The organism is Rhodospirillales bacterium (assembly GCA_018666775.1).
Classification (GTDB): Bacteria; Pseudomonadota; Alphaproteobacteria; order SMXQ01; family SMXQ01; genus JABIXC01.
On sequence record JABIXC010000017.1, the window covers coordinates 381,041 to 402,138 of the forward strand.

Below are 21,098 nucleotides of genomic sequence, written 5' to 3' on the forward strand. Positions count from 1 at the left end.
AAAAATGGCGCAAACCTTATGAACCTTGATCCCCTTCGCCTCCAGATCGAGGAAGAGCTTCGGGCATTAGAAGCCCAAGATGAAGAGACCAAGGCTTCACGCGCACCCGTGGAACTGGACCAGCAATCCGTCGGGCGGTTGTCACGCATGGACGCGATGCAGGTCCAAGCCATGAGTGCAGAAACGCACCGGCGCCGCTCGGTGCGGATCACCGCACTTCGCTCTGCGCTAAAGCGCATAGACGGTGATGATTTTGGATTTTGCGCAATCTGTGATGAGGAAATACCGGAAAAACGCCTGACCCTTGATCCCGTGCTCACAACCTGTGTTGGATGTGCGTCAAATCTTTCCGGCTAAAAAGGCTTCTTGCATGGCTTCCAACGCCAGCCAGCGTTCCTCACTGGCCATAAGGTCAATCTTTGCCTGCTCCAGGCGTGCGGCAGCTTTCGCAAAACCATCCGCGTTCTTTTGAAAGAATTCCGGATCATCCAACTGGACATTCAAATCTATAATTTCAGCTTCAAGATTTGAAATCACCTTGGGCAGACCATCCAATTCCCGTTGGTCCTTGTAGGTCAGTTTCGTGGCGTCTTTAGATTTGGTCGGGGTTTTTAGGGCGCCCTTCCCGCCAACATCCTTCGTGGATATTTTTTTCGGACCAAATGTTTTGCGCTGGCGCAAATAATCATCATAGCCGCCTACATATTCCCGGGTGTCCCCGGCCCCTTCCATGACGATCAAGCTGGTCACCAGTTTGTCCAAAAAGTCGCGATCATGGCTAACCACGATCAACGTTCCATCGTAATTCGACAAAGTTTCCTGGAGCTGATCAAGGGTATCCATATCAAGATCATTGGTCGGTTCATCAAGGACCAGAAGGTTTGAAGGTTCAGCCAGTATTTTTGCGAGCATTAACCGATTTCGTTGTCCACCGGAAAGGGTGGCAATGGATGACCTGGCATCGTCTTCATCAAACATGAATTCTTTGAGATACCCAACCACATGACGGGCATTGCCACGGACATTGATCTGATCGCCGCCTTCGGGGCATAAAAACTGCCAAGGCGTCAGGGTGATATCAATTTCACGACGGGCCTGATCAAAATATGCCGGTTCTGTGCGCTGGCCCATTTTAACACGGCCAGTATCTGGTTTTAATTCGCCCAACAACATCTTCAGCATTGTGGTCTTGCCCGCGCCATTGGGACCTAACAATCCGATGCGGTCCCCCTTTATGATGCGCGTCGAAAAATCTGAAACGATTTCAATCACGGTGCCATCGGGGCCATCAAACTGTTTTCCAATACGGTGAATATCAGCAACCAGCTGAGATGCAGGGGGGCCTTCGGATGCGCCCATGGAAACCGTGGTGCGCCCCACCTGTCGTGAACGACGGGTTTCACGCAGGTCTTTCAGATTTCGCAACCGGCCTTGATTGCGTTTTCGTCTGGCTGTCACGCCACGGTGCAGCCATTCAGTTTCCCGATCAATTAATTTATGAAGCTTTTTATTTTCCTTTATTTCAAGATCGATGATCTGTTCAGACCAGTTTTCATATTCAGAAAACGGATGATCCATCCGCAAAAGGTGGCGGCGCTGTAGCCACAGGGTTGCGCTTGAAACGGCATTCAAAAAAGCCCGGTCATGGCTGATTAAAATGAATGCTCCGGGATAGCCGTTCAGGGCGGTTTCCAGTGTTTTGATGGCTTCAAGATCAAGATGGTTGGTGGGCTCATCCAACAACAACACATCCGGCTGGCGTGCCATGGCACGGGCAAGGGCTGCGCGGCGGTTTTCACCCCCCGATAACGGCCCCCCCACCATGTCGGTGCTGAGCCCAAGGCGAACCATTGTCTGTTCGGCAACATGTTCTGATAACACTGTCTTTTCTCCACGCACACCATCGCGCACTTCATCGAGACCACGGACGAAATCAATCACCCGCTCTCCTTCTGGCACGGCAATGTCTTGGGGCACCAATGCAATGGTGGTGCCAGGCTGCACAAACCGTTCCCCAACATCCAGTTCCAGCATCCCCGCCAGACAATTCATCAGGGTCGATTTGCCAGTACCATTGGCCCCAACCAGACACAAACGGTCACGGGGCGATACATACAAAGACAATTGATCGAAAAGAAGCTTGTCACCAAAGGCAAGACGCGCATCTTTAAGTGCCAGAATTGGTGCAGAAGAAGCCATGAATGATAGATGCCAGAAATCAGGTAAATGCGCGAAAATTGCGCACATTAAATTTGATGATCAGTATACCTGAAATAAATCGTTGCTAGCGATTTTTCCTGAATTGGAGATAGGATTTGATCTGGGAATCCCCCTTGACCACATCATCCAACAGCAAAGAAACCGTATCAATGTAACAATTGATGATCTTGCCGGATTCGACCTCCTCGGCACAGGTCATTTTCAAAGCTTTCGCCTTATCAAGCATATCGCGATGATAATGGCTATGCGCCTCAACATCGGGATATTCTTCTTTTGATAAAAGGCTTTCCTCTGCTTCAAAATGCCTTCTGGATGCCTCTAAAAAGGCATCAACTAATTTTGAACATTTATCCAATTCGTCCGCTTGTGCCGCGATTTCAACTTCTTTAACGATATCGAATAATGTTTGATGATCACGGTCGATCTCATCAACCCCGATCATATAACTATCAGACCATACAAGCATTTACTGTCCCCACCTGAACGCAACTAATTACAATGCAATCATCGGTTTCTTAAGAACCATATGATTACATAAGTATGTTATGATGAATTTTCAGGGCGCGTCAATTGATGGTTAATTTTTTATTAACATGCATAAAATGGTTCGCACAAATTGAAAGCTGAACTGAATGACTCTCATCCCCTTCAAAATCGGAAAAACAACACCGGCCAATACCTTCCTTGCCATCTGGGTGGCACGGGCTGCAGGGTTCTATGAAGAACAGGGATTGGATTTAGAAATCGTCGATATGATCGGCGGCACTGAAACCGGACCGGCGCTGAGTTCAGGCAAAGTTCATCTAATGCACATTGGCATGTCATCGGTTGTGCGCGCCAATGCACAAGGTGCCAACGTCACCACCATTGGATCGCTTAGCAACATTGTTCGCAGTGCAATGTTTTTATCCCCCAGTGTGAAGGATGCCAATGACCTCAAAGGCAAAAATGTTGGCATCAGCAGCACCGGCTCTGAAAGTGACCTGACCACCACTTTGGCCTTAAAAAAGCTTGGCTTGAACCGTACTGATATCACCATCAAGCAAGTTGGTGTTGAGCGCCTTGCCCCGTTGCTTGATGGCACGGTGCAGGCAACCATGTTGGGTGAGCCCCATCGTTCCAAGGCGATAAGCCTGGGGCTTTCCCCGATCATGGATTTATTTGCTGACCAAATTCCTTGGCTCTATACCGGGCTTGTCGTGGATCAGGTCTATCTGGAAAATAATTTTGCACCCGTCAAACAATTCATGAAGGCAACCGTTGAAGGCAATTATCTGGCCATCAGCAACCCCCGGCAGGCCAAGGCCGTCTTGGCAGATGAATTGGGGCTAACAGACGCAAATGTTATTGAAACCAGCTATGAAAATTTCAGGAAATTAACACCCCCAAATGCCAACATGACCCGCAAAGGTGCCGAAAATATCCTTGCCGCCATAGATATGACCGGCGATTTTCCTGGTGCCAGCTCCAACCTTGATGATCACATGGATTCATCTGTGTTCGACGCATTGAAAGCCGATGGATTTTTCAAGGATATGGAACGCAAATATAACGTGTCCTGAAAACCACTACGCCCCGAAAGCCATAGGGCTTCGGGGCGCGTGATTTAAATGACAGCTTTAAAAATGATCAGTTTTTGCAGATCACTTGCTTAGCTTCGGCACCGGCACGGCTGTAGACAAACGTGCATGTCATGCCAACCTTGACGGCTTTGCGTTTGACCTTCTTGCCATTCAGGGTGACCTTGGTTCTGGAACCAGAAACCTTGGCCTTCACTTCTTTACCCTTAAACATAAGGTAAATCCGCCGGTTACCCCGTTTGGTCTTGGTGACCTTTCCGGTGTGGCGTGCCAGTTTGACGACAACCTTTTTGACCGCACCTTTATAGGTGATCATGGTCTCCAGCTTTTTGATGATGGGTTTCGGCGTGGAAGCAATTTCCATAATCATCTTTTGCACATCATCCCCGCTTAGCGGCGTCACTTCGCGGCCCTGGGCATTGGCATCTTTGATGAATCCAGGATCATTGACGGTCGCCATATAGGCAGCTCTCAAGGCCTTAACCCTGGCCTTTGGAACATTTGGACCAACCACGTGTGGGCGTCCCATCGCCTTGGAAACCAGCATAAGCTTCCAGTATGTCTTGGCTTCTTCAACACTGAAGTCCGGCAACACATGCTTGCGATCAACAATATCCATGATCAACGGGATACCCATTTTTTGCAGTTCGGGATTCTGGGTCAGGGACAATTGGGCGAGGAAGATAAACTTCCCTGCTTTGATTCCCCGCTTGTTCAGAACCTTGAACGATGACCAGGACTGGCTGATGCCGTGAGTCTCTCCACGCTGCATTGCCAGATGGACATCAGGTGAGCCTGGATAGCCCCGAATGATCTTGAACTTGGCGCCCATCAGGTTGTTCATCAGGGCTGGATAAATTTCAGTATCACTGGGCCCGGTTGAGCCAAGGAAGGCCGATTTCGTGAACACGTCTTCAAGGGTCTTGACCTGTGACTTCTTGTTCACCACCAAAACGCCCGCTTCACTACTCACACTGCCCAACCAGTTGAACTTGGTCGAAATAAATTTAGGTCCCTTGTGCCCCATGATCTGAGCCATGGGGACGGTGCGCTGAACACCACCAATGACGCTGCCGTCCTGGGGGGCGATGTTATATATAAAATTAGCAGCAAGGATGCCGCCGGCGCCGGGCATGTTCTGGACAATAAACGTTGGGTGTCCGGCAATATGTTTGGGCATGTGGCGGGCAAGCGTCCGGCCATAGGTGTCATAACCACCACCCGGGGGGGAGCTTTGAATATATTTGACCCGTTTGCCTTTGTAGAAATCTGCAATGGCATCAGCAGAAACTTCTTGGGGGGCTGATACCAGACATAATGCCGCCGCACAGGTCGCAACAGCCAATCCTTTAAAAGTATTCATTTCATATCTCCCTGTATAAAATTCATCGTTTTTTTCTTTTTATACATTGAGCCTAACACTCCCCCATGTAACTGCAATCAGTTTAAACATCCTGACAGACCCACTGGGCCCTATTGGAACTTGATCAGATGGCCCTAATCCACCTTGTGGGCGGTCAGGAACAGGGCTTTTTCAAGGGCTGCAAAAAATTGCTGGTATGGCTTGGCATCACTGACAGCAACCAAATTATGCTGGGCGCTGGAACGAACGGCCGTCTGACCACCTGTACGGCCACGCAAGGTCACGGTCATACGCATACGATACCCATCCAACTTTGTGGCACTGACGGTGCCCAATATATTGTCTGCTATATCCACCACAAACCCAAGATCCTGCAATGTGGCAATAACGGCGCGCAGCAATTTATTATTGTCGGTGGTATCAAATGCCCGCGTTTGTACTGCCCGCAAGGAAACCTGGCTTTTATCTGTAAATAAAATCTGGCGTTTGGAATCAGCCTGACGCCCCCCAGAACATGGGTGTTGATCCACCCATACTTGTTTTCGATGATTCTCTTATGGTTGTACTATATCGCAACCCGCTACGCTTGAAAGCATCAATACGCACTAACTCACTGTATATAGAGGGTAATTGGTTGAATTTTATGCAATTAAAACGGGTGCAGCGATGCGTTCTCTTGAATTGGTCGTATGCAGAAATTAGGGGCATTATAAAAAACACCCGCAATACGGGATGCATTTTACGTCAAAAAGACTGGCTTAAAATGAAGAGTTAACAGCAAAGCTGACTTATGCTTTGGCCATTTCTTCTAGCTGGGCGCGGAGCAGTTCATTATCTGCTTCCAGGGTCCCCAGCCGAACCGCGACAATATCGCGGATACTAAGCAGGGTCAGGGGTTTCCCTTCATCCTGGATGGGCAAATGGCGAATACCGTTTTAGATCATCATATCCGTTGCATCCCGAATATCGGTAGCCGGGTTACAACTGATGACATTGCTGGTCATCACATCGCCAACCAATTTATCAAGGACATCCAACCCGAATTCCTGAAGCCCCCGTGTCACGTCTCGTTCTGAAATAATACCAACAAGGAGGTCGTTCTGGTCAACCACCACCAAGGCACCAATCCGATTTTCAACCATTAATTTATTGGCATCCCCAAGCGATGAGCCCGGCCTGACCGGGCCAATTAACCCACGGTCCATGTCGATAACATCAGAAACGGTAACAGTCATTTAATTGCCTCACTTGCCAATTCGCATACCAATTCGCATGTTTGTGCGATTATGGCAGGAATCATGGCGGGCATTGGTTAATATGGCCCTAATTCGAATATATAACTTGATGAAAAAACATCAGCCGCTGACATACGGACACAATCAAAAAGCAGGCCCCGGATCACATCATAGGTTGGGCTTTAAGCTGCGCGGCCAGATTTGCCGGACTGTTTGCGTTTTGTCGGCGTGTTTTTGCCAGACAAGAGGAATCGATGATAATCATCAAGGTCCCCATCAAATGGCTCTACCCTTCCATCGGAAACCAGCAAGAACTTATCCGTGGTCGCTTCCAGCAAGCGCCGATCATGGCTGACCAGAATAACCGCACCTGCAAAATTGTTGAGCGCCGTCAGCAATTCTGTTCGGGCATCGATGTCCAGATGGTTGGTTGGCTCATCTAGAATCAACATATTGGGCTTGTCCAATGTGGCCAGCGCCAGCATCAATCGGGCACGCTCTCCACCAGATAAATCTGAAACTTTGGTCAAAACCTTATCGGCCGAAAAACCAAAGCCCCCCAATTGTGTGCGCAACTGTTCCATAGGGAGTTTCGGGCGCAATTGGGCCAAGGTCTGGACCGGTGTTAACGACCCGTCCAGTTCTTCCAACTGGTGCTGGGCAAAATAGCCAGGGACCCATTTTCTGGCCCGCACCAGCTCGCCGCCCATCAAGGGAAGTTTATCGGCCAGCAATTTGGCCATGGTTGATTTGCCATTGCCGTTTTTACCCAGCAATGCAATGCGATCATCGGGATCAAGGCGCATGGAAAGGTTCGACAAAATCGGTTTGCCCGGCTCATAGCCGACAGATGCCCCATGCATGCTGATCAAGGGGGGGCTGGCTTCCACTGGCTTTGGAATGCGGATCGGTGCCACCCGCTCGTCCACAGGCAGCTCAATGGTTTGCATTTTTGCTAAAGCCTTCATACGGCTCTGGGCTTGGCGGGCCTTTGAAGCTTTGGCTTTAAAGCGATTAACGAAAGCCTCCATATGGGCGCGCGCTGCTTCATGTTTTTTGGCAAATGCTGCATCAAGGGCGCGCTTGGCAGTGCGCGTGGTAACAAAGGTTGAATAATCACCGGTATAAAGGGAGAGCTTGCCATGTTCGAGATGCAAAATAAATTCAGCGGCATTATCCAAAAGATCGCGATCATGGCTGACGATCAAAACCGTGCCGCGATAGCGTTTCAGGAAGTCCTGGAGCCACAACACCCCTTCTAAATCCAGATAGTTGGTTGGTTCATCCAGCAACAAAAGATCAGGATTTGCGAACAAAATGGCCGCCAGTGCCACACGCATGCGCCAACCCCCGGAAAATTCCGAACAGGGGCGCAGTTGTTCTTCTTCGGCAAAGCCAAGGCCCGATAAAATAGAAGCCGCGCGGGACGGTGCCGAATAGGCATCAATGTCTGCAAGACGCGTGTAAATATCGCCCAGCGCATCAGGGTCTGTTTCCGTTTCGGCATCTTCAAGCAAGCGTTCGCGTTCATGATCAGCGGCCAAAACTGTGTCCAGCAGGCTGATATCATTGCCCGGCGCTTCCTGGGCCACCGCCCCTATTTTCCAATTTCTGGGCCATGAAACATCGCCACCATCGGTGCTCAGCTGGCCTAGAATGATCTTCAACAGCGTCGATTTACCCGCGCCATTGCGACCCACAAGACCAATACGCCGCCCTGCTGGTAAACTCGCCGTAGCGCCACCAATAATTTCGCGACCCGCAATACGGATGGTGACGTTATCAATGTTCAACATGGGCCATTTATCCAAACATGGTTACATCGGCGCGAAACGGATTAATGAATCGCGTTGGAAAGCATTCTCGATGTCGGAAGATAAAAGTGGCTTCAGTGGTAACTGAAGCCAACTTGGGTATAACGACGACGATTTTTTCACCACTGCACTCGAAGGCCTAGGACTCCCAGAAGCACAATGTTGCGTTACCAATTTAATTGGCGACCCCAACGGGATTCGAACCCGTGTTGCCGGCGTGAAAGGCCAGTGTCCTAGGCCTCTAGACGATGGGGTCGCCGGGAGAACGCAACCTTTGCAAGCGCGTTCTCAGGGGCATGACTTAAGGGGGTTCCGCCCCAAAATCAAGCCGTTTCCACCCTTTTTGAAAGATTACTTTTACAAATGCCAAGATTGGCCAAAAACGGACCGATTAAAGGCCTAATTTTCGTACCCAAAAAGAGGGCGAAGCCTGACACCCGCCCAGGTTCCGGCAAAAGCCGAAAGAATCCAGATCCAGCCATGAAGGCTTTGCGAAGCAATGCCCGAAAAAAATGCCCCGATATTACAGCCATAAGCGAGCCTTGCCCCATATCCCATCAACAATCCGCCGATCACGGCACCAATAATGGGGCGCAATGGAATGGTAAATCCTGGCCGATATCGCCCACCAAGACTGGCCGCCAACATGGCGCCGCCAATGATGGCAACATTCATCAATGATGTCGTATCCTTCCAGAACGGTGCCGCCAATGCACGGCCTGTAAAGCCTCCGGACCAAAATGCGCTTCCTGTGGGGTCCCAACCGAGGATCATGGCCCCCTTGGCACCCCATAAGGTCAATCCCCATGTAATGGACCAAGGGTGGCCCGCAACCACAAGGGTGGCATAATTCAATGCAGCCAAAGCAAGCCCAGCCCACAAGACAGTCCATGGTCCAAAAAATATGCGCTTCAGGCCTGAATTTTGCTGGTTTTGGGGCAAATCTGGCGCAGGTTTGGGTTCCCTGCCCCAACGACCAAGCCCGACCCAGGCAAGCCCCAACAGGGTCAAGGTCAGCGGCACCGCCACTTCCCAGCCCCATAGTTTGGCAAAAGAAACCGTGCCAAACCCGGGCATAGACTGCCAGAAGCCAAAATTCAACGTGGCCAGAAATCCGCCGATGCAAAAGAAAACAAGGGTGATAACCATGCGGACATTGCCACCCCCAACGGTAAACAACGTGCCCGATGCACAGGCCCCGGCCACCTGCATCCCGATGGCAAACATGAACGCACCAATCACGACTTCCAGATCGGCCGGTGCCAAGGACCCACCAACGCCATGGCCAAAAGCAGAGCCCTTGGCCAAAACCGGTGCAAATAACAAACTGGCGACACCAATCATAATCAGCTGGATACGAATGCCTGTCACATCACGGGTCAGGACGGCTTGACGATAACTCCAGGTAAAGCCAAAGGTGCCGTGATAAAGCGCCACCCCCATCAACCCGCCAATGATCACCAGAAATCCGGGCCGGATGTCCCCAGCCATCGTCAGGCTTATTGCCGCAACAGCAAAAGCCGCGACAAGCGCCACAACAGGCACCGTTTGCGTAGGCAAACGCGTCGGTTTTTCAAGGGATGGGATAGTTTGATCAGCCATGGAAGGGGGTTTTATCAGGAAGCAGGCGCTGCGTCATCAATCAAAAACTGCACCCCGTTTTTACCCATCCAGTCATCAATCCGAAGTTTTCCGGCCAAATGGATAGGCAAACCGCCTGATTCAAGCAAAGCCTTGCCCAAAGGCCGGTCTGCGGTGCGAAATGCCATGGCTTTTATGCGCCCGCCATCGGGACCGGTTACAAAACAACGCACATGATTTTCCCCAACAACATCAGCCTTGCCGATGCGCACCCCGGCCAGCACGAAGCGCGGCTCTGAATTGCCGGCACCAAAGGGGGCTAGGCGGTTAATCTCATGAACCAGTTCCGGATTTGCCCCAGCGGGGGTCAGCGCACCATCAAAATACAGAATGCGCCCCAGTTCTTCACCCAGCGCTGCTTGCTGGGCGGCAATGCGTGTGATCATGAAATCGCGCAATTCATCCATGCGATCGCGGGCCACGGTGAATCCTGCAGCCATGGCATGGCCACCCCCATTGATCAAAAGCCCTTCTTGGCGTGCAGCAATCACGGTGGCACCCAAATCTATTCCCTGAATAGATCGTCCTGACCCCTTGGCCGCATCCCCATCAATGCCCGCAACACAAACCGGGCGGTGATAGCGTTCACCCAACCGGCTGGCAACAATGCCAATAACGCCCGGGTGCCAACCATCCCCTGACACAAAAATCAAAGGCTGATTGCCCATGTCATTTTCTTCGGCCTTCAACAATGCTTCTTCCAAAACCCGCGCTTCTATTTCGCGGCGCTCGGTATTAAAGCCATCTAGTTTCTTAACAATGTCGGATGCTTCTGCTCTGTCATCGGTGCTGAGCAATCGGCTGCCAAGATCGGGCTGGCCCACCCTTCCGCCGGCATTGATCCGGGGACCTAAAAGAAATCCCAGATGCCATGCTTCGGGCCGGGATTCTAAACGGGCAACATCGGCCAGGGCCACCAGACCAGGATTTTTTCTTGTCGCAAGTACTTTCAGGCCCTGGGCCACCAACGCACGATTGACGCCCGTCAATTTTACCTGATCACACACCGTGCCCAATGCCACCAGGTCCAGCCATTGCATCATATCCGGTTCGGCCCGGCTTTTATAAAAGCCCCGATTGCGCAATTCCCGGTTAACCGCAATCACCAAAAGATAGGCAACGCCCACAGCCGCCAACTGGCCATGAGGACTGTCATCATCCAGACGATTGGGGTTGATGATGGCGCAGGCATCGGGCAATGCCGGTTCGGCCACGTGATGATCCACCACCACCACGTCCAGACCGGCCTTGGCAGCGATGGCCAAAGGTTCAAAGGCACTGATACCACAATCAACCGTGATCACGATCTTTGCACCGCGTGCCTGCAGTTCCAGCAAGGCCGCCCCGTTGGGGCCATAGCCTTCCTTGATGCGGTCCGGAATATAGACATTGCAATCAACGCCAAGGGCTGCAAAAAACCGTTTTAAGACAGCCGAAGATGTTGCGCCATCCACATCATAATCGCCGAAAACGGCTATGCCTTCGCCCTTTTCAACCCCGTCTGCCAAACGCCCAGCCGCAACATTCATGTCTTTCAGATGCGCCGGATCAGGCAATAGATCGCGCAAGGTCGGGTTCAGAAAAGTTGCAGCATCATCGGCACCAATGTGGCGACCAGCCAGCACCCTTGCCAGCAATTCCGGCAATTCAAGCCGCTGGGCAAGCATCAACGATTCACGACCATCTTCAAGTCGCGGGCGCCAGTTCATGCCCCCAAAGGAGCGCTCAACGGAAAAAGAATCTGATACGTTGCCTGTCATTAGGCCCCCATCAAACCTTATGAATCCATAGGATCAAAACCAGATTTCATATCAAAGTTATGTTGGGTCTCGATGCGACGAATGGTTCCGGTCTTGGAACGCATCACGATGGAATAGGTGGTTGCCCCATGGGCAAAACGCCGAACCCCATCCACCATGGCACCATCGGTAACACCCGTCGCTGCAAACATGACATTGCCAGATGCAAGATCCAGAAGTTCATATTTACGATTGAGGTCATCAATGCCCCATTTTGCGGCACGGCCCCGTTCATCATCATTGCGGAACATCAAACGGCCTTGCATGAAACCACCAATACAACGAAGCGCCGCTGCCGCCAAAACCCCTTCGGGCGCGCCACCGGAACCGATATAAATATCGACACCGCTATTGGGTTCAGACGTTGCAATCACACCAGAAACATCACCATCGGAAATCAACATGATCCGTGCCCCGGAGGCGCGAACATCACGGATGAGTTCTTCATGGCGGGGACGATCAAGAATACAAACCAAAAGATCGGAAACATCGCGCTTCAGTGCCTTTGATAATTCGGCCAAATTGGTGGCCGGGGTTTCATCAAGATCAACCACCCCTTCAGGAAGCCCGGTGCCCACGGCAATTTTGTCCATGTAAACATCCGGTGCATTCAGAAAGCCGCCTTCTTCGGCCATGGCAATCACCGCCAAGGCATTGTTGCCGCCTTTGGCTGTAATGGTCGTGCCTTCCAGTGGGTCAAGGGCGATGTCGATCTTTGGTCCGCCCTTCCCGACCTTTTCACCGATATACAGCATGGGCGCTTCATCGCGTTCCCCTTCGCCGATCATCACAGTACCGTCTATTTCAAGGCTGTTGAGTGCATTGCGCATGGCGTCAACAGCAGCCTGATCGGCTGCCTTTTCATCACCACGACCCATAAGCCTCGAAGCACTCAGTGCTGCGGCCTCTGTCACACGCACAACCTCAAGCGCCAAATTGCGGTCCATGATTGTATCCATACTCTTCACCCCCAAATATTGAATTTTTGGTAACGATTACCAGCCGCCAGTCAGCTAACCAGACCGGGCCATTATAAAGATAGTTTACAGCGCTTCCATGCGAATCATGCGTGGCGCGGACAACATTGTGGATAACTTTCCAATTTGTTGAAGCGCGGCCACCATGGATGCCTCACGGGTTTCATGGGTAATGAGAACCACCAGAACGGGTTCCCCCGGAGAACGGCCACGCTGAAGCATGGATTCAAGGGAAATAGACTGATCCTTGAACGCCGCTGTGACATCCGCCATAACGCCCGGTTCATCGCGCACGGTCAGGCAAATGTAATAGGCCCCGACATGATCTTCCATGGGTGCCGGGCTTGATTTAGCCAAATCATTGACGCCAACCGCAAAGGTTGGCACCCGGGAACCACGGGCAATATCCACCAAATCAGCAACAACCGCCGATGCCGTTGGACCGCCCCCTGCCCCTTTGCCCTCATAAACCGTGCTATCGACGAAATCGCCATCGGCGACCACGGCATTAAAAGCACCCGGAACATGGGCAATGGGCGTTACATCGGCCACCAAACAGGGATGGACCCGCTGTTCAATCGCACCGTTGATCCGGGTCGCAATCCCCAAAAGCTTGATGCGGTATCCCAGTTCGTCGGCAAAACTGATGTCATCGGCCGTGATATGGCGGATACCTTCGGTATAAACAGCGTCGAAATCAACTTCACACCCAAACGCCACTGCGGTCAGGATCGCTAGCTTATGGGCCGTATCAACACCATCAATATCAAAACCGGGATCGGCTTCGGCATATCCCAATGCCTGGGCATCGGCCAAAACCGCATCGAATCCCAGACCCTGATCACGCATGGTGGACAAAATGTAATTACACGTCCCGTTCAGAATGCCGTAAACGCGTTCAATCCGGTTTCCAGCCAGCCCTTCGCGCAGGGCCTTGATGATGGGAATGCCGCCTGCCACGGCTGCTTCATACGCCAATGACACACCCGCGCCCTCAGCCAATTGCCCAAGTGCGTTACCATGATGGGCCATGAGGGCCTTATTGGCTGTCACCACATGACGGCCAGCCTTAAGCGATGCTTCCACCAGATCACGGGCAATCCCTTCGGAACCCCCAATAAGTTCCACCACCACATCGATATTATCGGTGGTGGCAAGGGCCATTGGATCATCGACCCAGGCAATACCGGCAAGGTCTAGTCCCCGGTCACGATTGCGATCGCGCGCACTGACATGGGTGACCACAAGGTCCCGCCCACAGCGTTGGGATAAAATATCAGCCTGTGCTTGAATCAGTTGAAGCGTTGCCCCCCCAACCGTGCCAAGACCAGCCACAGCAATCTTTAAGGGGTTGTTCAAGACGCGCTCGCCTTTTCATTTTCTGGATTGTTTTTGGGCGGAACGCCCGATGCCCGGAAAAATTGCCTGACATTGCGCGCAGCTTGGCGAATACGCTGGCGGTTTTCAACCAGCGCAATCCGAACATAACCATCTCCATATTCCCCAAAGCCAACGCCGGGAGAAACCGCAACCTTGGCTTCACGCAACAATAGCTTGGAAAATTCAAGAGAGCCCATTTCCTTAAACTGCTCAGGCAAGGGTGCCCATGCAAACATGGTCGCGGCAGGGGGCGGTATATCCCAACCGGCCTGCGCCATGCCGGTCACCAGAACATCACGCCGTTCACGATACAGATTGCGGATTTCCTCAACGCAATCCTGCGGCCCATTCAGCGCCGCAGCTGCGGCGGCCTGAATGGGCGTAAACGCACCATAATCCAGATAGGATTTGATCCGGGTCAGGGCATGAATCAGGCGTTTGTTCCCCGCAGCAAAGCCAATGCGCCAGCCCGGCATGGAATAGGTTTTGCTGACCGACGTAAATTCGATGGCAATGTCTTTGGCTCCCGGAATCTGGAGGATCGATGGCGGCGGGTCATCATAATAAATTTCCGCATAAGCAAGATCCGACAAGATGTAAATACCGTGAAAACGGCAGAAATCAACAACCTGACCATAAAAATCCAGATCAACAACCTGCGCCGTCGGATTGGCCGGAAAATTCAGAATTAACGCCGTTGGCGGTGGTACTGAATTTTTGACCCCGCGCTCAAGACCAGCCAGAAAATCCACCCCGGGACCGATGGGAATATGACGGACATTGGCCCCCGCTATGATGAATCCATAGGGATGGATCGGATAGCTGGGATTGGGCACCAAAATCACATCACCGGGTGCCGTGATGGCCTGTGCCAGATTGGCCAGACCTTCTTTGGACCCCAAAGTGACAATATTTTCTGATTCTGGATCAATATCAACATTGAAACGGCGCTTGTAATAAGCCGAATGGGCACGGCGCAATCCCGTGATGCCACGGGAATTGGAATATCGATGGGTACGCCCGTCCTGGGCTACCTCAATTAGCTTGTCCACAATATGGCGAGGCGTTGGCTGATCAGGATTGCCCATGCCAAAATCAATGATATCGTCCCCCGCCGCACGCGCGCGGGCCTTCATCGCATTAACTTCTGCGAAAACGTAAGGCGGTAAACGCTTTATTCTCTGAAATTCTTCATCCATATCCATGATCCAAGCCAAAGACTGACCGCAGATTGCGACCAAAGCGTGACAGACAAAGCAAAAATGCCTGCCGGGCGATGTGGTTTAACGCCTGCTTGCTCAATAATCGAGATAAATTTCGGCCCGTCGATTGCCCGCCTCACCTGACGGCATGAATTCGTGATAAATTGGCTGGCTGTCCGCTTGGGCGATCACGATCAATTTGCTTGCCGGAACCCCATATTGCATCAACAGTTTTGCAACGATGTCGGCCCGTGCCATCGAAAGCCGAAAGTTGGTAATGCGATGGGTATAAGGGTCGGTGTTACGAGTCCGGCTTGATGCATGGCCAACCACGCGCACACCCCCCCCCCGTTCCTTGAATTTTTTAACAATACTTTTCAATTGATTACGTGATTTACCTGATACTTTAGATGACCCATGAGAAAAGTGAACAACGCCCACTTTCGCGGTCGATGCGGCAGGTGAAAAAGCGGCCTTATGATGCATCGAGCTACCAGCCTGGACCCCGGGTGGTGGGGTCAATTTGATGCCCCCACGTTGAGAGGACAATGCCGGCATGGTGTTACGCCTGATCGGCGCTGGTGCCATAGCTGCGCTGCGCTGCGTGATGGGTTTTATCAATGGCACCGACGACGAAACAGGACGCTTGCCATCTTGTTGGGCAATGGCCAAGCGCATGGTTTCATTGATGCTACCCGTCTGTGCCAATGAAGCTGCGGATGGGGCGTTTGATACAGGGCGCGTTAAGCGCTGCGCCCGCCTGCGTTGGGGCGGTGCAGAAGGTTGACTGGATGATCTGTATGATCGTGTGCCTTTAGGGGCAGGTGGGGCGGCAATAACCGGCGGCGGCGGTGAGCCAGCGACACGCGCCCTGCGCGGAAGATTGCTGGGGGCAAGGGCTGCATGGCGGGCCTGAGCCCTGTCGGCAACCAGTCCACCTTCTATCGTGCTGCGCTGAGTCGATGAAGCGATGCCAACGGGGCGCGGCGGCACGGAAGAAAGGCTAGGGAAAGACTTTCCGGCACCGGGGATTTCATTGCCCCTTCTTTTATTAACTGTACGGGCCTTTTTGGCGGTTGAAAAAGAATCATCCCCCCAAATCCAATCAGAGGTATCTTGATACCATTCCACCGGATTGGCCCAATCGGGCACCGAAGAACAAGCCCCAAGGGTGATCGACAAAGCTGCCATCACACTTATATGAATGATTACCTTACGGTTTTTAGACCGATTTTTTTGGCTTTTCGCCATTTGGCTTCCTCCACCTATGGGAAAACACCTCAACGCCATGCGAAGCCCCCCCCTAACAATCCGGTCCTAACAGACCTGTCATCCACGCATCATACAATTCAAGTTCCAGCCTAGAGCTATATGAAACCGGATACCATGGCAGTATTAAATTAATACCCTAAAATCGTAAAGGATGGTTAACAAAAGCTTACTTCCCCTCTCTTGCCGCCACATCGGAACCCGTGATAGAATTTTGAGAACAATAAAAAAGTAAATATCAGGGAGTGCCCAATCAATGACCCCAGCCCAGCTGTTCTGCTGGCATTTCATGGCTTACCCCCATCTGCCTGACGATTTTGATGAAAAGCATGATTCTGCTTGGGTGACGGTTCCCAATTCGCTTTGGGATTCTCAAAAATCAAAAGGCCTGTATCAGGAGTATATCGCCCAGATGGTTCTGGCCGATCAATTGGGGTTTGATGGCTTTGTCCTGAACGAACATCACCAAAATGTCTATGGCATGGCGGCATCCCCCAATCTGATTGCCGCAGCCCTGACCCAGGTCACCACCAACGGCAAAATTGTCGTCCTTGGCAATCTGTTGCCATTGCACATGAATCCCATGCGGGTGGCCGAAGAATACGCCATGCTGGATATGATGTCGGGTGGGCGCATTATTGCGGGCTTTGCCCCGGGTGGTGGTCCGGAAACGTTCAATTATAATGTGCCGTCGGCCAAATCACGGGATCAGTTTTGGGAATCACTTGATCTGATTGTCCGTGCATGGACCGAAGATGGGCCTTTCACCCATGAAGGCAAAAATTTCCCGCTGCGCTATGTCAATCCATGGCCCCAGCCCCTGCAGAAACCCCATCCCCCGGTCTGGGTTCCCGGATCGCGATCTCCGGGCACGTTGATCGAATGTGCCAAACGTGGATATTGCTATTTCCTGTCATCGCGCAGCCATGGCAGCGCCACGGGGCGAGCCAAAGATCAATTTGCAAAAGTGCTGGAAGACCACGGTAAACGATACCATCCCTTCCGCATGGGGATTTTGCTGTCGGTTTATGTTGGCGAAGAAGATGCGACAGCCCGTGATGAATGCGAAGAAGGGGTTTGGTATTTCCTTAAAAATTGTCTGAAGGGTCACCTGCGCACCGAAGGCCGGCAACTGACCTTTGGTCCGGGTGTGCCATATATCCCAACCAAAGCATGGCGGCAGTATCTTGAAACATCACAGCCCGGGCGCAAGCTTTTGGGGGATGCTGAAAACTGGGAAGAACTGGACAGTTCAAATTCAATCATCGTTGGCGGCCCTGACACCGTGTATGAGCGTTTAAAAGAACTGATCGATAATTCAAGCGTCGGCAATCTTTTGATCCAGTTCCACATTGGCAACATGTCCGATGATGTTACCCGCGCATCGATGGAGCGTTTTGCAACGAAGGTCGCCCCCCGCCTGCGCGAATATTCGGCAAAAGTGTTTGCTGAAAAGTTCCCCTATATGGAAGAAGACCTGGCCGAAATGGAAACCACAAAATGACCGCTCCAAAAATCAACCGCCATACCATAACTGTGAACGGCCCCGATGGTGGGCGCGGTGTCGATGTTGTGGAAATGGGTGATGGTGCGCCACTGGTTTATCTGCATGGGTTTGCTGATCTTCATGGGGTCATGGAAAACCCCGCCCCCTTCCACGAAGGACTGAGCATTAACCGCCGACTGATTGCCCCCGCCCACCCCGGCTGTGCAGGCACCGATGAATACAAAGACCTGGATGAAATTGAAGATGCGGTCTTTCATTATCTGGATGTCTTTGATGCAATGGGGCTCGATCAATTCGATCTGGTGGGCCATTGCATGGGTGGCTGGATCGCCGCTGAGATCGCTGTGCGTCACCCGGAAAAAATTAACAACCTTGTCCTGATCGGGGCCAGTGGCCTGTTTGTCAAAGGCGCGTCTATTGGCGATCTATTTATGATGGCCCAGCCTGCACGCGGGGTTGATTACTGTGATTTCAGGCACATGCTTTTTTCAGACAGCGACCATGAAATTGCTCGGGCACTCTACCCCAATGGGCGCGGTGAAATGGAAGACGAGGTTCGGCGCTATCAAATGCTGCGGTTCGGTTCTTTTATCGGATTCAAGCCGCCATACTTTTATAACCGACCCTTGGTCGACCGCCTGCACCGGGTCACCTGCCCTGCATTGGTGCTGTGGGGTGAAAAAGACCATTTGGTCCCTATCAGCCACGGCGAAGCCTATGCCAATGGCCTAAGGGGTGCATCTGGCCTGCAAGTGGTGAAGGGTGTGGGCCATGCCGCCCATCTCGAAGACCCCTTAGGGGTTGGGGCGCTGGTTTCAGGATTCCTCGGCTAAGTACTTACCTGCCAGTTCGGAATAATGATCGGCTGACACCTGAAAATAGGCGATGTCTTCTTCTGATAAATCACGCATGTGTTTTGCAGGCATCCCGGCCCAAAGCTGTCCGGCAAGAACGCGTTTGCCCGGTGTGACCACAGCACCGGCCGCAACCATGGCACCGGTTTCAACCACCGCACCATCCAGCACTGTTGCTGACATGCCGACGAAAGAACCATCTTCCAATGTGCACGCATGCAACATGGCCATGTGACCAACGGTGACATTATCGCCAATGTGTGTGGGCATCCCGTTCCAGTGTTCGCCATGGGCATCAACATGGATCACCGTGCCATCTTGAATGTTGGTATTTTTGCCAATGCGGACTTCATTGACATCACCCCGAATGGTGACGCCGTACCAGATGGAGCTTCCTTCGCCAATTTCTACATTGCCAATGACGGCCGCGGTTTCGGCAACGAAGACGTTATCGGCAATTTTTGGGCTGGTGCCACTAAAGGGTCTGATCATGATAAAACGTTCCTTACGGGAAAAGTGGATGTTGTTGAAGGGCTGTAATCTCTGGCAATCCGGAAATCAAATTGAAATTTTGCACGGCTTGGCCCGCGGCACCTTTGACCAGATTATCAATCACCGAGACAATAATCGCCCGGCCTTTAATCCGATCTTCAAAGACACCCATCAAGCAATGGTTTGATCCCCGAACGTGGCGCGTCGATGGGGTCATGCCTTCGGGCACAACCCTGACAAAAGGCTCGGAGCTATATTTTGCGCATAAATTTTCCCGCAGGTCTTTGGCGGTTGTCTTGCCAGAAAGCCGGACATAAATGGTCGCCAGGATGCCCCGGTTCATGGGCACCAGATGAGGCGTAAAGGTGACGGTCACATCACCCTTTGATGCAAGGGAGAGTTCCTGTTCGATTTCTGACACGTGGCGATGGTGGCCAACGCCATAGGCATTGATGCCGCCGGAGACTTCTGTGAACAAGGTTTCTTCTTTCGCCCCCCTGCCCGCGCCGGACACGCCGGACTTTGCATCGATGATAATGTCATCAGCCTCAATCAAACCAGATTCCAACAAAGGCACCAGCGGCAACAAGCTCGCCGTGGGATAACAGCCCGGGTTGGCAATGATCCGCGCGGCCTTGATGGCATCGCGGTTCAATTCCGGAATGGCATAGATGGCATCTTTTTGAAGATCAGGTGCCCGATGATCGTGGCCATACCATTTCGCATAGGTGGCATGATCTGACAGCCTGAAATCAGCCGATAGATCGATCACCCGCAAGTGATCTGGCAATTTTGCAACGACGTCCTGGGTGGTGCCATGGGGCAGACCCAGAAATACTGTGTTGAGGCCAGAAAAATCAGCATCTTCGATTTTTGTCAGGTCTGGCAAATCTGTGCCGCCCAGATGTGGGAACACCTGTTCAATGCCAAGTCCCGCCTTGCGGTCCGCCGTCAACAGCTGGATGTCCACATTTGGATGCAGGTCCAATAGGCGCACCAATTCCGCACCCGTGTAGCCAGAGGCCCCGAGAATCCCAACCGGGATAGATGTTGCGGGTTTCATAACGTCTTCCTTTGCTCAGCATTTACGCGCATTCACGCGTCACATTACATGATGGCTTTCATCACTGTCTAAAACAAAAAGGGCGCCCCCATCCGGGGCGCCCTTTTATAAGGTGCAAACCAAATGGTTTAGCGTTTCGAGAACTGATGGCTACGTCGTGCTTTATGACGGCCAAATTTCTTCCGTTCCACAACACGTGAATCACGGGTAAGAAATCCACCCGCCTTCAAGGCCGCGCGCAATCCGGGTTCGAACATTGTCAGCGCCTTGGAAATGCCGTGACGCACGGCCCCGGCCTGACCGGATAAACCACCACCCGATACGGTGCAAAAAACATCGTATTGATTGAGGCGTTCAACAGCCGTAAACGGCTGGCTGATCAACATGCGAAGCACAGGACGGGCAAAATAGACTTCCTGGGTGCGACCATTAATGGAAAAGGCACCGGAACCGGGCTTGATCCAAACACGGGCAACGGCGTCTTTGCGTTTACCGGTGGCATAAGAACGCCCCTGAGCATCAATTTTAGGCTCAGGCAATACTTCTTCAACGACAACACTGGATGCTTCCACACCCGTTGCAGCGCCAAGATCAGCAAGATCGGTAATCACTTTTGTTTCTTCAGCTGCTTCTGCAGGTGCTTCAACTGCTGCTTCTGTCGGTGCTTCCGTCTTCACGGCTTCTTTTTCTTCTTCAGCCATG

General features: G+C 52.0%; 19 protein-coding genes and 1 tRNA gene. 4 read left to right on the forward strand and 16 right to left on the reverse strand.

Annotation, left to right across the window (positions count from 1 at the left end):
• The first annotated feature begins 18 nt into the window (after positions 1–18).
• Complete coding sequence (locus tag HOJ08_09820) at positions 19–357, forward strand: hypothetical protein (GenBank protein ID MBT5673727.1); 339 nt, start codon at positions 19–21, stop codon at positions 355–357.
• Here the strand turns inward: HOJ08_09820 and HOJ08_09825 are convergent.
• Entirely contained in the window at positions 340–2,247 is a 1,908-nt protein-coding gene (locus HOJ08_09825; protein MBT5673728.1) for an ABC-F family ATP-binding cassette domain-containing protein, read from the reverse strand. The two genes, HOJ08_09820 and HOJ08_09825, sit on opposite strands and share 18 nt — an antisense overlap.
• Before the next feature lie 37 nt (positions 2,248–2,284).
• Positions 2,285–2,686, reverse strand: coding sequence for a hypothetical protein (locus HOJ08_09830; protein MBT5673729.1), 402 nt, complete (start codon positions 2,684–2,686; stop codon positions 2,285–2,287).
• Positions 2,687–2,852: 166 nt separating this feature from the next.
• On the opposite strand from HOJ08_09830, the gene HOJ08_09835 reads away from it, so the two are divergent.
• A complete protein-coding gene (locus tag HOJ08_09835; protein MBT5673730.1) occupies positions 2,853–3,782 on the forward strand; it encodes an ABC transporter substrate-binding protein in 930 nt (309 codons plus the stop codon).
• Positions 3,783–3,849: 67 nt separating this feature from the next.
• Here the strand turns inward: HOJ08_09835 and HOJ08_09840 are convergent, their stop codons facing one another.
• From HOJ08_09840 to HOJ08_09890, 11 genes are all read right to left on the reverse strand, one after another.
• Positions 3,850–5,163: a hypothetical protein gene (locus tag HOJ08_09840; protein ID MBT5673731.1), complete on the reverse strand. Its 1,314-nt coding sequence runs from the start codon at positions 5,161–5,163 to the stop codon at positions 3,850–3,852.
• 134 nt (positions 5,164–5,297) lie between these two features.
• Positions 5,298–5,693: a hypothetical protein gene (locus tag HOJ08_09845; GenBank protein ID MBT5673732.1), complete on the reverse strand. Its 396-nt coding sequence runs from the start codon at positions 5,691–5,693 to the stop codon at positions 5,298–5,300.
• Between the two features lie 405 nt (positions 5,694–6,098).
• A complete protein-coding gene (locus HOJ08_09850; GenBank protein ID MBT5673733.1) occupies positions 6,099–6,398 on the reverse strand; it encodes a CBS domain-containing protein in 300 nt (99 codons plus the stop codon).
• A 182-nt stretch (positions 6,399–6,580) separates the two neighbouring features.
• The gene (locus HOJ08_09855; protein MBT5673734.1) at positions 6,581–8,194 is read right to left on the reverse strand and encodes an ABC-F family ATP-binding cassette domain-containing protein; all 1,614 of its coding nucleotides are present in this window, start codon (positions 8,192–8,194) and stop codon (positions 6,581–6,583) included.
• Between the two features lie 198 nt (positions 8,195–8,392).
• Positions 8,393–8,468: transfer RNA gene (locus HOJ08_09860), tRNA-Glu, on the reverse strand.
• A gap of 143 nt (positions 8,469–8,611) precedes the next feature.
• Positions 8,612–9,814, reverse strand: a complete 1,203-nt coding sequence (locus HOJ08_09865; GenBank protein MBT5673735.1) for a YeeE/YedE family protein — start codon at positions 9,812–9,814, stop codon at positions 8,612–8,614.
• 14 nt (positions 9,815–9,828) lie between these two features.
• Positions 9,829–11,613 (reverse strand): single-stranded-DNA-specific exonuclease RecJ, encoded by a 1,785-nt coding sequence (gene recJ, locus HOJ08_09870; protein ID MBT5673736.1) that lies wholly within the window; start codon positions 11,611–11,613, stop codon positions 9,829–9,831.
• Positions 11,614–11,630: 17 nt separating this feature from the next.
• A complete protein-coding gene (gene glpX / locus HOJ08_09875) occupies positions 11,631–12,599 on the reverse strand; it encodes a class II fructose-bisphosphatase (GenBank protein MBT5673737.1) in 969 nt (322 codons plus the stop codon).
• Positions 12,600–12,695: 96 nt separating this feature from the next.
• Entirely contained in the window at positions 12,696–13,988 is a 1,293-nt protein-coding gene (locus HOJ08_09880) for a homoserine dehydrogenase (protein ID MBT5673738.1), read from the reverse strand.
• The gene (locus HOJ08_09885; GenBank protein MBT5673739.1) at positions 13,985–15,208 is read right to left on the reverse strand and encodes an LL-diaminopimelate aminotransferase; all 1,224 of its coding nucleotides are present in this window, start codon (positions 15,206–15,208) and stop codon (positions 13,985–13,987) included. Before HOJ08_09885 ends, HOJ08_09880 begins: the two co-directional genes overlap by 4 nt.
• A gap of 99 nt (positions 15,209–15,307) precedes the next feature.
• On the reverse strand, positions 15,308–16,462 hold the full coding sequence (locus tag HOJ08_09890; protein ID MBT5673740.1) for an OmpA family protein: 1,155 nt from the start codon (positions 16,460–16,462) through the stop codon (positions 15,308–15,310).
• A 274-nt stretch (positions 16,463–16,736) separates the two neighbouring features.
• On the opposite strand from HOJ08_09890, the gene HOJ08_09895 reads away from it, so the two are divergent.
• Together HOJ08_09895 and HOJ08_09900 are read left to right on the forward strand one after the other, a co-directional pair.
• Entirely contained in the window at positions 16,737–17,984 is a 1,248-nt protein-coding gene (locus tag HOJ08_09895; protein ID MBT5673741.1) for an LLM class flavin-dependent oxidoreductase, read from the forward strand.
• Positions 17,981–18,820: an alpha/beta hydrolase gene (locus tag HOJ08_09900; protein MBT5673742.1), complete on the forward strand. Its 840-nt coding sequence runs from the start codon at positions 17,981–17,983 to the stop codon at positions 18,818–18,820. The genes HOJ08_09895 and HOJ08_09900 overlap by 4 nt, the downstream gene beginning before the upstream one ends.
• On the opposite strand, the gene HOJ08_09905 is transcribed toward HOJ08_09900, so the two are convergent.
• The 3 genes from HOJ08_09905 to rpsI form a co-directional block, all read right to left on the reverse strand.
• Positions 18,803–19,333 (reverse strand): gamma carbonic anhydrase family protein, encoded by a 531-nt coding sequence (locus HOJ08_09905; GenBank protein ID MBT5673743.1) that lies wholly within the window; start codon positions 19,331–19,333, stop codon positions 18,803–18,805. The genes HOJ08_09900 and HOJ08_09905 overlap by 18 nt on opposite strands.
• 13 nt (positions 19,334–19,346) lie before the next feature.
• Complete coding sequence (locus HOJ08_09910) at positions 19,347–20,396, reverse strand: N-acetyl-gamma-glutamyl-phosphate reductase (protein ID MBT5673744.1); 1,050 nt, start codon at positions 20,394–20,396, stop codon at positions 19,347–19,349.
• 128 nt (positions 20,397–20,524) lie between these two features.
• Positions 20,525–21,097 carry a 30S ribosomal protein S9 gene (rpsI, locus tag HOJ08_09915; protein MBT5673745.1) on the reverse strand — a complete coding sequence of 191 codons (573 nt, stop codon included), beginning with the start codon at positions 21,095–21,097 and terminating at the stop codon, positions 20,525–20,527.
• Position 21,098 lies beyond the last annotated feature (1 nt).